Origin of the sequence: Virgisporangium aurantiacum, assembly GCF_016863635.1 — a bacterium.
Lineage (GTDB): Bacteria > Actinomycetota > Actinomycetes > Mycobacteriales > Micromonosporaceae > Virgisporangium > Virgisporangium aurantiacum.
On sequence record NZ_BOPG01000117.1, the window covers coordinates 27,182 to 42,810 of the forward strand.

At 71.6% G+C, this 15,629-nt stretch carries 12 protein-coding genes; 4 read left to right on the plus strand and 8 right to left on the minus strand.

Annotated elements, in window-relative coordinates:
• Position 1: 1 nt before the first annotated feature.
• The 7 genes from Vau01_RS59780 to Vau01_RS59810 all read right to left on the minus strand — a co-directional run bounded on the left by Vau01_RS59780 (position 2) and on the right by Vau01_RS59810 (position 7,221).
• The gene (locus Vau01_RS59780; protein WP_204013134.1) at positions 2 to 1,075 is read right to left on the minus strand and encodes a GGDEF domain-containing protein; all 1,074 of its coding nucleotides are present in this window, start codon (positions 1,073 to 1,075) and stop codon (positions 2 to 4) included.
• The gene (locus Vau01_RS59785) at positions 1,075 to 2,286 is read right to left on the minus strand and encodes an FAD-dependent monooxygenase (protein WP_204013137.1); all 1,212 of its coding nucleotides are present in this window, start codon (positions 2,284 to 2,286) and stop codon (positions 1,075 to 1,077) included. The genes Vau01_RS59780 and Vau01_RS59785 overlap by 1 nt, the downstream gene beginning before the upstream one ends.
• 180 nt (positions 2,287 to 2,466) lie before the next feature.
• On the minus strand, positions 2,467 to 3,966 hold the full coding sequence (locus Vau01_RS59790; protein WP_204013139.1) for an AAA family ATPase: 1,500 nt from the start codon (positions 3,964 to 3,966) through the stop codon (positions 2,467 to 2,469).
• 177 nt (positions 3,967 to 4,143) lie between these two features.
• Positions 4,144 to 4,701 carry a hypothetical protein gene (locus tag Vau01_RS59795; RefSeq protein WP_204013141.1) on the minus strand — a complete coding sequence of 186 codons (558 nt, stop codon included), beginning with the start codon at positions 4,699 to 4,701 and terminating at the stop codon, positions 4,144 to 4,146.
• Positions 4,701 to 5,207 (minus strand): hypothetical protein, encoded by a 507-nt coding sequence (locus Vau01_RS59800; protein ID WP_204013143.1) that lies wholly within the window; start codon positions 5,205 to 5,207, stop codon positions 4,701 to 4,703. Before Vau01_RS59800 ends, Vau01_RS59795 begins: the two co-directional genes overlap by 1 nt.
• A complete protein-coding gene (locus Vau01_RS59805; protein WP_204013145.1) occupies positions 5,204 to 5,965 on the minus strand; it encodes a hypothetical protein in 762 nt (253 codons plus the stop codon). The genes Vau01_RS59800 and Vau01_RS59805 overlap by 4 nt, the downstream gene beginning before the upstream one ends.
• A 359-nt stretch (positions 5,966 to 6,324) precedes the next feature.
• The gene (locus Vau01_RS59810; RefSeq protein ID WP_204013148.1) at positions 6,325 to 7,221 is read right to left on the minus strand and encodes a replication-relaxation family protein; all 897 of its coding nucleotides are present in this window, start codon (positions 7,219 to 7,221) and stop codon (positions 6,325 to 6,327) included.
• A 297-nt stretch (positions 7,222 to 7,518) separates the two neighbouring features.
• Between Vau01_RS59810 and Vau01_RS59815 the strand changes: the two genes are divergently transcribed.
• The 4 genes from Vau01_RS59815 (at position 7,519) to fxsT (ending at position 13,127) form a co-directional block, all read left to right on the plus strand.
• Positions 7,519 to 8,022 carry a hypothetical protein gene (locus tag Vau01_RS59815; RefSeq protein WP_204013151.1) on the plus strand — a complete coding sequence of 168 codons (504 nt, stop codon included), beginning with the start codon at positions 7,519 to 7,521 and terminating at the stop codon, positions 8,020 to 8,022.
• Positions 8,023 to 8,143: 121 nt separating this feature from the next.
• Complete coding sequence (locus Vau01_RS59820; RefSeq protein ID WP_204013153.1) at positions 8,144 to 10,234, plus strand: hypothetical protein; 2,091 nt, start codon at positions 8,144 to 8,146, stop codon at positions 10,232 to 10,234.
• Between the two features lie 89 nt (positions 10,235 to 10,323).
• A complete protein-coding gene (locus tag Vau01_RS59825; RefSeq protein WP_239153011.1) occupies positions 10,324 to 10,716 on the plus strand; it encodes a Het-E N-terminal domain-containing protein in 393 nt (130 codons plus the stop codon).
• Positions 10,717 to 10,790: 74 nt separating this feature from the next.
• Complete coding sequence (gene fxsT, locus Vau01_RS59830; RefSeq protein ID WP_204013158.1) at positions 10,791 to 13,127, plus strand: FxSxx-COOH system tetratricopeptide repeat protein; 2,337 nt, start codon at positions 10,791 to 10,793, stop codon at positions 13,125 to 13,127.
• Positions 13,128 to 13,146: 19 nt separating this feature from the next.
• Here fxsT and Vau01_RS59835 read toward each other — a convergent pair whose 3' ends face one another.
• A complete protein-coding gene (locus tag Vau01_RS59835) occupies positions 13,147 to 15,591 on the minus strand; it encodes a type IV secretion system DNA-binding domain-containing protein (RefSeq protein WP_373320502.1) in 2,445 nt (814 codons plus the stop codon).
• Positions 15,592 to 15,629: the final 38 nt, after the last annotated feature.

Consider the following 15,629-nt stretch of genomic DNA (forward strand, 5'->3'; position numbering starts at 1 on the left):
GTCAGGCCTCCCGATGGCCAGGACCGTCGTGCGCTTGTTCCTCACGGTCGATCGCGTCCGGGTAGAGGAGCTGGCCGAGGCGAGCCGCGAGTCGGGCGAAGCGGGCCGGATCGAGCGCGGCGTCACGCGCCCCGGTCAGCGTCTGGTACACCAGGCGGGCATCGGCCGGCAGCAGGAGGAACGGGATGAGGTCGTCGTCGACGGAGCCCGGCGACCAGACGCCGGCGCCGGCTGACAGGTCGATGTCGCGGCGACGCCGCAACGGTCGGGTGCCGTCCGGGGCCGGTTCCCCGTGGCGGTCGGGATCCCAGACGTGGATGTGGTTTCCGCCCGCTGTCTTCGCGGCGAACATGGCGATGTCGGCCCGGGCCCTGGCGTGGCGGGCGTCACCGTGCCGGGAACTGCCGTGCCGGGAACCGCGGTGCCGGGAACCGCCGTCGTTGGTGGCGATGCCGACGCTGGCGCGGGGTTGTATCCGGTGGCCGGCGATGACGGCCGGACCGGCCATGGCCGCCCCGATCGCGGTGGCCAGCCCGTCGGCGTCGACGCCGGGGGCGAGCATGGTGAACTCGTCACCGCCTTGGCGGACCAGCAGACCACCGGCCGGCACGGCCCGGGCGAGCCGGTAGGCGACGGCGGTCAGGTACTGGTCGCCGGCGGCGTGTCCGAAGTTGGCGTTGATCGCGTGCAGGCCGTCGACGTCGGCCAGCGCCACCGTGACCGCTGCCGCCGCGCGGTTCGCGGCGTCGAACCTGTCCTCGATGGCCGCTCGTGTCGGTAGGCCGGTCAACGGATCCTGCCGGGCCCGGTCGACGCGGGCCCGGGTCCAGGCATGCCAGTGCACGGATGCGATGGCGCACCCGGACACGAAGGCGGCCACGCCGGCGGTGACCGGTGCCCAGACCGGTCCGCAGATCATCGCTGCCGCTGCGCCGGCGACTCCGGCAGCGGTCACCGCGAGAACGGCGAGGAGGGCCGCACCGCGCAGGGTCGATAGGACAGCCGTCCGCAGGTCGGCCTCGGGCGTGAACCGGCCGCGCGCTGGTTGCGCGGCGCCGACCCGAATCCGGGCCATCACCGCAGGCTCCCCGCGGCTGTTGGCACCCGGTCGTCCTGCCGTGACAGGCCCAGACCGAGCCGGCCGCCGATGACCGGGCCGAGGCGGACGGCGGCAACCGCGGCGGGCAGGTGTCGGCGCTGCCAGCCGGCCAGGGCGGCGCCGAGGTCGGCACCGTACTTACCGACCTGGGTGAGGGCGGCGACGAGTCCGGCGGCCTGTTCGATGCCGTTGTTCAGACCCCGGGCGGTGTGCGGCCGCACGGGGGCGAGAGCGTCGCCGAGGAGGACGGCGTAGCCGTCGCCGACGGTCCACACCATTTGGCGTGGCGGGTCGATGTCGGCCACGGCCACCGCCATCCGCCGGCCGGTGTCGTGGACGGCGGCGGCGTAGGTACCGGTCAGGCCCGCGCCGGCCAGGTCGGTGGCGGCCCGGTCGACGTGCTCGCGGGCTGCCCGGCTGACGTAGCGGGGCAGGACGAACGGGCGTCGGTGCGGCGGTGCGCCGAACATGCCGGCGTACTGCCTGGGCGTGGCGTTGAGGTAGAACGTCCAGTCGGCCCCGTCGGGGATGGGGGCGATGTTGAACTGGACGCCGGGACACGGCTCGAACCGTTCGAAGTCCGTCAGCGCTGGCGTCGCGGGTGCGGTGCCGCGGTGCGCGACGTAGCCGGCGTAGCGGATGTGCCGGTCGGGGTCGAGGAGCGCCCGGCCGGTCGAGGCGCGGCCGTCGGCGAAGACGACCAGATCGGCGGGTTCGGTGGCGCCGTCGACGAAGGCCAGCACCGGGCTGCCGTCGTGGGTGCCGTGATGGGCGTGCAGACCGGTCACTCGGAGCCCGGAGCGGAGGATGGTGGCGGGGACGCGGGCGGCCAGGGCGGCGTGCAGCAGGGTCCAGGTCGTGTTGCGTCCCGGGTAGACCCGGCGGATCGTCTCGGCGTGGCCCGGCCGGATCCGCGTGTGCATGATGTGTTCGGACCGGTGGTGGACGAACTCGTCCTGGCCGATGCCGAGCCGGTCGAGCACGTCGAGGGTGGAGTGTTCGACGCCGATCAGGCCGCCGGTCTGGGCGCATCCGCCCGGCACGGCCTCGAAGATGCTCACCCGCTCGAAACCGGCCTGCAGGAGCAGGAGGGCGACCGTCGGGCCGGTCAGGGAGCCGCCGACGACGGCGATGCGCAGCCGTCGGAAGCCACACCGTGGCGTGGAATGGTGGAGTTTGTTGCTCATCGTGGGTCTCCTTCAGCGAAGATGAAGGGACCCGGGAACGGCCGACGGCCGTTCCCGGGTCCACAAGGTGGTTTGCCGGATACGGCCGTACGGCGCCCGCAGGGGGACGCCGCGGTCGCTCAGGGACGAGCGATCGTGCGGTTAGCGCATACCGTGGTGAGTTCTGTCCACAGTGGACTGCTAGCTGCGGAGTTCAGCGTTGAGTTCTGCCTTGTCGGGGTCCATGAGGTACGCGTCCGGAATCGGGTCGTCCTCGCGGTGGACCCAGCCGTAGCCGTCGAGGCTGGTCCGCACGATGCTGCGGAACGTTGCGTCCAGCGTCGGTGCCGGCTCGCCCTCGGTGGCGGCCTCCATGGCACGGAGCTGGGCGGTGAGGGTTTCCGCTGCCGCGACGAACGCCTCGGTCGACAACAGGTAGCGCCGGCCGTGGCGGGTGATGGCGACGGTGCGGGCCCGGTCGACGGCCTCCCGCACGAACGCCGGGAAGAATCCCGCCATGGCGTCGGCGACCTGCGTGTAGTCGATACCGGGGTCGAGCTTGCGGTGGCCGACGACGGCTTTGATCAGTGCCTCGATGCCGGGCGCGTCCAGCGCGGCGATTTCGATGACCGCGTCGAACCGGCCGGGCCGCAGCATCCCCTTGTGGATGCGGTGCAGGTGGTTCGTTGTGACCACCAGCATGATCTCCGACCCCTTGGCCGTGGCTCCGTCCAACGCCTCCAGCAGCCGAGTGACCTTCTCGGTGTCACCGGTCGACGTTTCGGTGTCGATGTCCTCGATGAACACGACCGCCGGCTGGTAGAGCCGGGCGGTGCGCAGGGTGTCCTCGATGGAGTCCCGGCCGGCCTTGGCGAACACCGCCGTCCAGCCGTGCTCGACGGCCAGCAACGCCGTCACCAGACCAGCCGACGTCTTCCCGGTGCCGTACGGCCCGTGCAGGAGCACGGCCCGCTTCAGCGGGACACCTTCGGCCCGCAGGTCGCCGGCGTGGCGCAGCGGCGCCCACACCGTGTTCTCCAACAGACTGCCCGCCGCGGTGGAGAACACGATCTCGGCCGGGTTGAATCCGGTCAGGTCGATGAACTCCGGCGCGTTCGCGCCGACGATGGCCTGGCCGCGGTAGATGCTGCCCGTCTTCAGCTCGGCGGCGACGTCGGCGAACAGATCTTTGACCTCGTCGGCAAACTTGCGCGGCCCGGTCACCACCAGGCCGAAGATGACCCCGTACTCCCGGTCGGCGACCTCGACAGCCGCGAGCGACACACCCTTCAGCGCCGGCAACGACAGCCGCCCCTCAGGAACCTGCGCCGTCTCCGCCGCGCTGACGTTGATCGTGCGTAGCTGCGGCGGCTCGCTGCCGAACATATGCATCGTCCGCTCGCCGAACGCGCCGCCGTAGCGGCGCTTCAACACCGCCAGCAGGGCGTGCGCGCCGTCGTTGAACCGGTACCGGTAGTCCTGCCGCCACCGCGTCTCAGTTTCGGCCTCCCGCTCGGCCCGGTCAATGACCTCGCGGGCACCCTCGTAGGTGGTACCGGCCGGCACCAGGATCTTCGTCCCGTCGTAGAACTCGACCCCCTCACCGGCAACCATCGGGCTGGCCCCGGACATCCGGTCGGCCAACATCTTCAACACGTGGTCGGCGCTGAAGCCGTCCACTCCTCGGCTCTGCTCTGACATAGCTGTTCCTCTCGTCGATGTGACAGGACGCCGCACACCCTCGTGCGGCGGGTTACGCGTCGGTGGCGAAGCGGGTGTAGCCCGCCGGTTCGGTCGGATCGGCGGTGATCGGTACCTCCAGACAGAAACGGCCACACCGTGTGGTGTGGCCAGTGCGGGCGTTGCGCGACCCGGGGATCAGGTCCGGGTGATCATCCGGACCGGCTCGGGGCGGATCTGGACGTCGAGCAGGAACATCCAGCGGCGTCGGCCGCGGTGCACGGCGATGCTCAGCTCGTCGCGGTGCAGTCGGGGATCCTCCAGCCAGTCGATGGTGTTGTCGGCGCGCCAGTACAGCCGCAGCACGTCACCGACACGCACGAACGCCGCGATCGAACGCCACACCTCGTCCAACCGCGCCGGGCTGATCAGGGCATACGCCGTCGTTCCGGGAAGGTGGCGGTCGTGCCACCGCTGCTGGTCGTCGAAGCCGGCGATGTCGGCACCGACGGCGATGCGGCGGCGCCGATCGGACGCGTCGGCTTCGGGGAACAGCCGCTGCTCCGTGGCGGTGTAGATCCTCGGTTCAGCAACCGACGGCGGGAACAGGTCGGCCTCGATCCACGCGTCGAGCCCCGACTGCGTTTCGCGGGTGTCGAACCTGACCGAATCGGCCCGCCGCAACGCCTGGACGTCGCCGACGTAGAGCAGACCGACCGGCTCCCGGCCCAGGCACCGCGAGGTGATGGGGTTCATCACTGTTCCCTTCTCTTGGCTTGGATTCGCCAGTCCTGCCACAACTTCTGCCGCATCTCCGCTTCCAGGTCGTCGATCTGGGTGCCGGCGATCGCTTCGTAGTGAGCTCCCATGGCCGCCAACTCGTTGGCTGGCAGGCCCGCCTGCCGCCACATCCGCGCGTACAGGCCGACCGCGTGGGTCGGCAGCGGCACCTCCAGGCTGACCTTCGACAGCACGATGCAGCACTCGACCGCCGTCCCCGGCCGGGTGTCCGCACCCCGAACGACCCGGTCGAGAAGCTCGACACAGTGCGCCCGGTACAGCTCCTCGGTCACCAGCACGGGATTCGACGGCATCAGCAACGGGAAACTGTCGTTGACGGCCTCGGCCGCGGCCGGATGTTGGGCCGCAGCCACGGCGATCTCTTCACCGGCCCACCGCGCGGTGGCGTCGAGCTCCTCGACCACCTGCACCAGGTCGGAGATGAGGGACTGAAGGTCGTCGGGGACGTCGGAGGAAATCACCGGACACCTCCGTCCCCGGCGGGCGAGGCCACGGCGACGAGCTGGCTGTCCGACGGCATCTCATCGAGGTGTGCGTTGGCAGCCGTGAGGAACGCCAGGGTGTCGACCAGGCGACCGCTCGCGCTCGTCATCCACCTGCCGGTGACCGAGGCGAACGCGTCGCCGGGAACGGCGGCCAGCCGTGCCGCGGCGACATAGGTGTAGTGGCCCGCCTGGAACGTCTCGACCGCGGACGTCGGCAGCATCGGAACCGGGCAACCGGTGGTGCGGGTGGCGGCGTTGTGCGCGGCCATCGCCATGATCCGCGGCTGGGACCGGTACTCGGCCTGGACCCGCGCCAGGGGATGGCGGTCGGGGTCGCCGCGGAAGCGGTCCAGGTAGACCCAGAACGGTTCGGCCGGCTTGGTGCCGTGAACCAGTTGGTTCCACACGTGCCACTCGACGTCGGCGGTGGTGGCCGCGGTGGCCCGCATGCGGGCCAGATCGAGCAGCCTGACCGGGCCGCCGGAGGTCAGCCCTTGCCAGCAGTCGACCAGGTTCTTGACCCGCCACGGGCGGTGCTGGACGTTGACCGCGAAGCGCGGCAGCACCCCGACCGATGGCACACCGACGGTCGTCAGGACGGCGGCGGCGCGGCGGGGCATGTCGACGGGTGCGGTGCCGGCCGGTAGGCACACCACGGCGGTGCGCACCGTTCTGGTGGGCTGAACCCGGATCCGCAGATGGTCGATCGGGCGGGTCGGTAGTACGCGACGCATGGCAGTTCGACTCCTTTCGATGAACGGGAATGGGGATGGCGCACGGCGACGCAGAGCTGTCCCGAATCCACGGGGGTTGGTCTGCGGCGAAGGCGCCGAGGGTCTGCATCCGCGGCCACGCGGGGGCTGATCGGCGTTGGAGCCGATCGGGGATGCAGAGGTACTGCGTGGTGGTGCCGGGTGGGCGGCGCGTGCCGGAGGGGCATGGTCGCGGCCGACCGGCCAACAAGGCGGGTGGGCGAGTGCGACCGTCCGGTCCGGCGGGCGAGGCCCGAGGTGGTGCACAGTGGTGTCAAAAAGACGCTGTGACCGTAGCCGCCCAACCCAACGGGACGGACTTGTCGGCTCGGCCGGTTGGGTCAGTTGGGTTCCCGGCCGGCCGGCTCATCCGCCGGCCGCAGCAGGTACAGCGGATCCTCGTCAGGTGTCGGCGGGCCAGGATTCAGCGGACCCACCGTGCCGGTCCCGCTGCCGGCCACGCTCGCCAGGTCGACGAGCCGGACCCGGCCCGGCCCGCTCCCGGCCACCGTCCACACCCGACCGGCCGGGCCGATCTCCCGGGCGTGCAGCTGGTTGGCAGTGGCCACCGGCACGCCGAGCCGTGTCGCCGAACCCAACCGGGCCAGCAGGTTGGCTTCCCGCGCCGGCGTCGACATCCAGAACAGCACCGGCCACCCCGGCCCGCCAGCGAGTTGCAGCCGGTGATACGGGCCCAGTTTGGCGGCCAGGACCGACTGGTTCTCGGTACCCAGATCCGTCTCGAGGAAGAACGCCACCTCCCGACCGCCGGCCCTCCAGACGCCGTGCCCGTCCGGATGGACCCGCCGTCCCAACGCCGCCGCGGTGCGGGTCCCGGACCACCACCGGGCCAACCGCCCGCGGGGACGCCGCCGGGCGTGGGCGATGAGGTCGACGAAGAACTGGTTGGTGACGTCGACGTGCGCCAGATGCGAGGTCGCCACCACCCGGTCCTGCCGCTCCCGCATCACCCGCGGCGACGGCGGGCGACCACCGTCACGCAAAGCCACGTACCGGGCCGACAGCAGCCCCGGCAGCCAATGGGTCGCCAGCCGCCGGCCCCGCCGGATCGGGATGAACCCGTCGACGAAGCCGAGCCGGCGCAACGCACCGAGCCGGTTGCGGCAGGTCCGCTCCGAGGTGAACAGCATCGCCGAGATCTGGGCGGTGGTCAGCGTGCGGTGCTCGTCGAGCAACGCCGCCAGTATGTAGTCGCGGGGCTGCAGCCGCCAGGACACCGCACGCAAAGAGTCGGGGGACCGGCCGGCTGTCGACGACGGCGACCGGATCGACAGGCCTACGCTTCTCGCCTTCCCCGGTCGGGGAGTATCCCCTACAGGGATATTTACGGCCTCGGGTGATGACGCGATGAGTGCCTCCTAGCTGGGCAGTTGGGTGGAACACGGGACGTTGCGGGGTGCATAGGGTCGCCCCTGCCGCCCCGCCCACAGGTCCACCCGCGGCAAACCCCGTATTGCGTCACGCGTCCACCGTGAAGGGACAACAGATCAGGGGAAGTCGTCGGGAGGTAACACATGGACGCTGCGATCGTGGCCGGGCTCGCCGCCCTCCTGGGCCTGGCGGTCGGACGGTTCTGGGACACCCACACCGAAGCGCGCCGGTGGCGACGCGACCAACGGATCCGGATCTACGAGCAGTTCGCCGGCGCCTACTACACCTCCCGCGAGGCGTACCGCGCCGTGGCCGTGCACCAACCCGGTTCCGTCGAGGAGGACGCCGCGGCCAGCGCCGCACTCGACCTCGGTGCCGCGTTCAACCGGACCGTGGTCGCCGTCTGGCTGCACAGTTCAACACCGGTCGCCGCCGCCGTTCACGACCTCGACGTCGAAGTCAACAAACTGTTCCTCGCCGCACGCTCGCGCCGATTCACGTGGCCGCAGTGGCGCGATGCCCGCCGCCCGGCCGAGCGCGCCATGGAGCGGTTCACCGAGGCGGTCAGAGCCGAACTCGGCCTGCCTCGGGTTCCCGTCACCATCCACATCGACCACCGTGCCGCCCCGAACAGCCCGACCGGATAGCGGAGCCGGTAACCGAACCGCCCAGATGACCGAACCGCCCAGGGACCGAGGCCCAACGATCGGTAGGTACACCAGGTTGGCGGGGTCGGTTTTGTCGGAGGGGCCGGGCATAGTGACGGCCATGCTGACCGGACTCGACGATGTCGACTGGGCCTCGATGCGGCACGCCTATGGTTCGGCCGAGGACGTCCCCGATCTGATCCTGGGCCTGCGCTCGCCCGACGCCGCCGAACGCGACAAGGCGCTCAGCGGCTTCTACAGCACGGTGCACCACCAGGGCGACATCTACCGGTGCACCACGGCGAGCCTGCCGTTCCTGTTCACGCTGGCCACCGACAACGTGACCCCGGCCCGGGGCGACGTCGTCGGGCTGGTGACCGCCATCGGGCGGGAGGCCGTCGAACGGTGCGAGAGCGAGTGGTGGAGCGACGTCGACGCGTTCGATCCTGAGCACGCCGACATGGTCGACCACGTCGCCGCCGCGCGGGTGGTGCGCGAGCACGGCGACCTGTTCTTCCGGTTCGCCACCGCACCGGACCCGGGCGTGCGCCGGTCCGGCATCGCGGGGTTGGGCTACTTCGTCGACGACGCCGCGCGGGCCGCGGCGGCGCTTCGTGAACGGCTGGGCGCGGAGCGCGGTACCGTCCTGCGGCTGCTGGTGGTGGAAACGATGGCGACGCTGGCCCTGCGGCGGCCGGAGTGCACGGCCGACGCGCAGACCTGGCTGGCGGGGCTGGCGGCCGACCCGGCGGTCGATCCGGAGACCCGGATCGCGGCGCTGGTCCACCAGGCCCGGTGCGCGCCGGAGCGCATCGACGACGACCTGGTTCCGGCCGTCGTGGCTCTTCTGAAGACGGTCGACGACGCGGGCTGGCGGCTGCCGCCCCCACCGCAACCGGCCCAGGACACTGTGGCGCCGCAGGTGGCGCCGCAGGTGGCCGACATGTTCGAGTACCTCGACCGGATCAACCGGATCCACGCGCCGACCACCACCCTGCTGCGCACGTTCCACGAGGTGCTCGATGGCCGGGTGCCGCACCGCACCGCCCTGCTCGCCGAGCAGCTACACAGTCGCGATCCGGGCGTCGTCATCGACGCGATCCGGATGAGCATCACCCTGATGCAGGCCTGGCGGGGCGACCACGCTCACCTGGTCACCGAAATCGCCGCGCACCTCGGCTCGCCGCACCATGAGGTCGCGGCAGAGGCGGCCGCCGCCCTCCACGCCTGCCATGTCATCGCCGAACCGGCCCGGGAAGCGCTGGCCGCACATGTCACCGCCCAGGGACCGACGGGGTGGGAGGCCACGGAGCCGGCGACGCGCCGGGCACACCAGGAGGCGGTCGCCGCGCTGGCCCGGCTCGGTGACGTCCGCGCCGTCCCGAGCCTGTCACGCGCGTTCGACCGTGAGGTCGACGACTGGCGCGCGACCGACCCCGCGGCCGCGCTCGTCGGCGTGGCGCCGGAGCTGATTCCCCACCTGTGCGGGCAGCTCCGCCGGCTCGACCTGAGCCGGGACCGGGCGACGGTCGAGATGACCGCCCGGTCGGTGCTGGCCGCACTGGCGCGGGCGGCACCCGACACGCGGGCGTTCGACGCCATCGTCGGAGTCCTCCGTGCCGCCGTCGACCGGCAGCGGTGGGACCTCACGACCACGGCCCTGAAGGCCCTCACGACGTTCGGCCCCGCCGCGGCAACCGCGCTCCCCGAGATCCGGCCACTCACCGCGTCGGCGGACCTGAACGTCCGCTCCGCGGCCGCGGGCGCGCTGTGGGCGGTCGGGCGAGACGTCGACGCGGCGGTGCCGTTGCTGATCGGCCTGCTCGGGGAGGACTCCCCGCTGATGTCCACGTTCGACGTCCTCGGCGCGATCGGCCCACCCGCCGCGGCCGCACTGCCCCGGCTGCGCGAACACCTGCGCCACAGCTACGAGTGGGTGCGGGTGCACTGCGCCGCGGCCATCTGGGACATCGCCGGCCCGCCGGAAGCGCCGACCGTGCTCGCTGTGCTGCTGCAAGCGTGGACGCAAAACCCCGCCACCGCCACCGTCGCCGCCGCCTGCCTCGACCGGATGGGGCCGGCCGCCGAACCAGCCGTCCCACACCTCCGCGAGCAGTTGGCCCGCCCGCACCGCGCCGGCAAATTCGCCGACATCCGCGGCGACGAGGACCTACAACGAACCAGTCGGGTCGTCCTCGCCCGCTTCGGCTGATCACCGACCGACGCCGAACGGGGTGGTAGCCGTCCGTCAGAATTGGAGCGTCGGCAACCGGGGTAGGAGTGTTCATGTCGTCTGTAGAGGTGATCGCGGCGGCGTTGGCTGCCGGGGCGGGGGCAGGACTTCACGACACGGCCTCGGCGGCTGTTCAGGACGCCTATGCCAGGTTGAAGGAGCTGATCAAGGGTTGTGTCGGTGGCGGCAACGCTGAGGCAGCGCAGGCTCTGGACGCCGAGGAGATCGAGCCCGAGGTGTGGCAGGCCCGCATCGGCGACGCCCTGACCGACTCCGGCGCTGCCGAGGACGAGCAGATCCTGGCCGCTGCACGGCGGCTGCTCGCCCTCGCCGATCCGGAGAAGGCGAAGACCTTGAACATCGATATCGGGACGAACTACGGCGCGGCCGGAGAGTTCCATGCGCCGGTCACGTTCCACCAGGGGACACCGGTCCCCCCGGCCCCGCCGGCGGCGGGTTAGGGTTCCCCGCCTCCGGTAGCTCTGGATCAGGACCCTTCACCGCTGTTGGCGCGCTCAACGGTGGTGCGGCAGGGGTGTTTCACGGCCCGGTCACCGTCACCGGTCGGGCAGCGGTGACCTGGCCGGTCCGGGTCGGAGTGGTCCCACCGCTGGTCGACTGCCGTCAGGACCGTCCCGCTGACGCGCTGCTGGCCGGATCAACGGCGGGGGCGGTAGTGGTGTGTCAGGTGCTGTCCGGGCTGGGCGGGGTGGGCAAGACCCAGTTGGTGGCGAACCTGGCGCACCGGTACTGGGACGGCGGGCAGGCCGAGCTTCTGGTCTGGGTGAGTGCGACGTCACGGACCAGCATCGCCACCACGTTGGCCGAGGCCGCCGCCCGCGTCACCGGTACCGATGACCTCGACCCGGAGCAGGGTGCGGCCCGGCTGCTGGCGTGGCTGGCCGAACGACATGGGCGCCGGTGGCTGATCGTTTTCGACGACCTCACCGACCCGCACGACCTGACCGGGTTGTGGCCGCCCGCCTCCCCGTCAGGTCGGGTGGTGGTGACCACGCGTCGCCGCGACAGCGCCCTACTGGCCGGCCGGCAGGTCATCGACGTCGACGTGTTCACCCCTGAGCAGGCGGTGGCCTACCTGCGGCACAAGTTCGCCGCCCAACCCGACCGGCTCCGCGAGGCGGCTGAACTCGCCGCCGACCTCGGATATCTGCCACTGGCGTTGGCCCAGGCCACGGCCTACATCCTCGACCGCGGCGCATCGATGACCTGCGCGGTCTACCGACGGCGGCTGGCCGACCAGCGTCGTCGCCTACCCGAGTTGGCACCGCAGGCCCTACCGGACCAGCACCAGGCCACCGTGGCCGCCACCTGGTCACTGTCCATCGACCGGGCCAACCGCCTGGCCCCCGCCGGTCTGGCTCGACCGGTGCTGGAACTGGCCGCCCTGCTGGATCCCAACGCCATCCCCGCCCACCTGCTCAACACCGAGCCGATCCTGGACTACTGCGCGAACCGGCTCGATGAACAGATCACAATCGAAGACACCGACGACGCCCTGCACCTGCTGCACCGCTTCAGCCTGATCACCGTCGACGAAGCCACCGCCACCATCCGCGTTCACGCCCTGGTCCAACGCGCCGTCCGTGAAGTCATCGATCCCGACCACGAACGTGGCCTCGCCCAGGCCGCCGCCGACGCCCTCCTCCAGCAATGGCCGGGCATCGAACGCGACCACACCCATGCCCAACCGCTACGAACCAGCACCAGCGCCCTTCACGCCAACACCGGCCCGCTCCTCTGGAACGACCACTCCGGTGCCCACCCCGTACTGTTCCAAGCCGGCCACAGCCTCGGTCGCACCGGGCTTGTCGGGGACGCCATCGAGTACTTCCGCCGCCTCCAGACGCAAGCCGAACAACGGCTCGGCCCCGATCATCCCGATACCCTCGCCGCCCGCAACCACCTCAACCAATGGCGAAGCGAGGCGGGTGACCCGTCCGGAGCGGCTGCCGCCTGCCAGGACCTGCTCGCCGACACCCTGCGGGTCCTCGGCCCCGACCACCCCGACACCCTCACCACCCGCGCCAACCTTGCCTATTGCCGGGGCGAGGCCGGTGACCGGGCCGGCGCCGCTACCGCCTTTCAGGATCTGCTGACAGACACCCTGCGGGTGCTGGGCCCCGACCATCCCGCAACCCTGACCACCCGCCACCACCTCGCCAACTGGCGGGGCAGGGCCGGTGACCCGGCCAGCGCCGCTACCGCTTTCCAGGACCTGCTCACCGACCGGCTGCGGGTCCTGGGCCCCGACCATCCCGGCACCCTGACCACCCGAGCCAGCCTTGTCTACTGGCGCGGCGAGGCCGGTGACCCGGCCGGAGCCGCTGCCGCCTATCAGGACCTGCTCACCGACACGCTGCGGATCCTCGGCCCGGACCATCCGGGCACCCTGACCACCCGGGCGAATCTCGCCGACTGGCGCGGTGAGGCCGGTGACCCCGCGGCAGCGGCTGCCGCCTATCAGGATCTGCTCACCGACACCCTGCGCGTCCTCGGCCCCGACCACCCGGACACCCTGACCACCCGCCACAATTTCGCCGACTGGTGCGGTGAGGCCGGTGACGCGGAGGCAGCGGCTGCCGCCTATCAGGACCTGCTCGCCGACACCCTGCGCGTCCTCGGCCCCGACCACCCCGACACCCTGACCACCCGCGCCAACCTCGCCTATTGGCGGGGTGAGGTCGGTGACCCGGCGGCAGCCGCAACCGCCTACCAGGACCTGCTCACCGACCGGCTGCGGGTCCTGGGCACCGACCATCCGGACACCCTGACGACCCGCGCCAACCTCGCCTTCTGGCGGGTCGAGGCGGGCAACGCCGCGGTGGCCCCGATATCGGTCGACGTCCAGTAACTGTCGAGTCCATCCACCGTTAGCGTTCGGCGCTCGTGCTGGTCCGCCGTCTCGATCCTCGACGGGCGAGCTGCTCGATGGCGGTCGGCTTGTGCGGCCCGGTGCGGGCGATCGCCTGCCGCAGCGCGAGGGCTTCGCCGACGATCGGCAGCGGTGGCCGGGTGCGCATCGTGAACGCGGCGGTCTGCCGGGCCGCCACGACGAGGCGGGCCGCGGCGGTGTAGGCGTCGAGGTGGGCGAGGTCGTGGCCGTCGAGTTCCGGCTCGGTGTGGCGGGCCAACTGGGTTGCGTCCTCGGGGGAGCACGAGAAGTAGATCTTGTTGCGGGCGTTGGCGGACAAGGCGAGTTGGGTGTCGCGGGGGAGTTGGGTGAGGTTCTGGTGGGCCAGGACGAGGGACAGGTGGTAGCCGCGGGCTTCGGCGAGCATGTCGGTGACGGAACCGGCGAGGTTGAGGACGTTGTGCGCTTCGTCGATGTAGCAGACGGCGTCGCGGCGTTCGGGTTCGGGGAGGCGGGCGCGGGCGGTGGCGGCCTGCCAGACGGACGCGAACACGAACGACCCCATGAGTTTCGCGGTCTCCTCACCGAGTTGGCCTTTGGGGAGCCGGGCGATGAGGATGCCGCCGTCGAGCACGTGTCCCATGTCGAAACTGGACTGGGGGACGCCGAGGGTCTGGCGGACGAAGTCGCGCAGCAGGAACGCCCGCAGCCTCGCCAGGACCGGGCCGATGACCTGTGCCCGCAGCGGTGGGGGAGTGGACTCGTACCAGTCCCAGAAGCCTTGGAGGCCTTCGGGATCGTCGAGGTCGGCGGTGAACCGGGCCCGGAACTGTTTGTCGTTGAGCAGCGGCGGCACCAGCGTCAGCGTCGCGTTGGCCTTGCGCATCAAGGTGAGGCAGGCGACGCGCAGCACGTCGTCGATCCGTGGTCCCCAGTGCCGTTGGAAGATCTTCGAGAAGATCGCGACGATGTTGTCCACGACGAGGTCGTGGTCCGGGTTTGCTGAGGACCCGGCGAGGGGGTTGAGGGTGGCGCCGCCGGGTTGGTCGGGGTCGATGAGCACGACCCGGCCGGCCAACGTCGCGGGGATGCGGTCGAGGACGTCCAGGGCGAGATCGCCCTTCGGGTCGATGACCACCACACCACGGCGGGCCGTGATGTCGTCCATGATCATGTGGCAGAGCTGGGTGGACTTGCCGGATCCGGTCGCGCCGAGAACGTGGATGTGTTGCCGGGCGTCGGCGATCGGCACGGCGACGGTGTGTCCGCCGACCTCCGCACTGCCGAGGATCTTGGTGCCGCGGCCACCGGTCGGGACCGTCACCGGTGCGGGCACGGCGCGGGCCCGGGCGCGGTCCAGGCCGGGTACCGCGACGTCGGTCGGCAGGCCGGCGATGACGGCCAGTTCGTCGACGGACAGCAGGAATCCGCGGGTGAACCTGCGGGCGGCCAGCACCGCTCCGGGTGCCGAGAGGTGCCGGCGGCGGAGCCGGTTGCGTCCGGTGTAGGCGCCGAACCCGGCGGCGATGCCATGTGCCAGGGCGGTCAGGCGCCCGGTCGTGAGGTCCGGTCCGCCGGATCGGGTGGTGGCGACGGCGTAGCGGATCGCCGTCTCCCATTGCGGTCGCAGGCTTTTGTCGATGGCCGGTCGGGCGTCGCGGTCCCGGATCGGGTCGGCGGCACGCACGCGGTCGCCGGTGCGGGTGGTGCGGCGTGGTGGGCCGGGGGTGGCGAGTTCGGTGACGATCTCGGTGATCAGGGTGAGGGCGCCGCGCAGTAGTGCGGTCGGGTCGAGCAGGCCGCCCGTGGGCTGCCCGGTTCGTAGGGCGGTCGCGCCTCGACGCAACCGGGCAAGTTGGCGTGGGGTGGCGGGCCGGATGAGGATCTGCGTGCAGGCGTGCTCGCCGGTGCGCAGTCCGGTGCCGGCGGCGATCAGCGCCCGGGTCGGGTCCGTCTTGTGGTCGACGCTCAGCGGATACCAGGCCGGCAGTGCCGGTGCCAGCGTCCCGCCGACGGTGTGCCGGGCGGCCGGCATCGGCGGGGTGGCGTCGGTGATGGTGGTGCCCGCGCCGGGCCAGGCCGCCCGGGCCGCGGCCGCGACCGGTTCCGCGGCGACGATGCCGGGCAGCCAGACGACGATGCTTACCTGCCGGCCGGTCCACCGGTACTCGACGGCCACGTGCGGCACGCCGTGCAGGCGCCGACGGCCGGGAGCGGGGGCGAGGAGTTCGTGCATCGTCGCCCACCAGGCGGCCGCTCCGGCCGGGTCGACCTGCGCCGGCGGAGTGATGGTCAGCTGCTGCGCGCCGTCGGCGAGCCGCCGGTGCCGGCGGCGATACACCGCGGTCTGGACGGCGATGCGCCCGACGGCCGCGGCGACGGCGATCACGAGCAGCCACGGCCGGTGGTACATCGCGGCCGCAGTATGTTCGATCAGGTCGAGCAGGGGCGAATGCGGCACCATGTCTCCTCAGCCTTCGAGGTCGAGGTCGGCGACGCCTG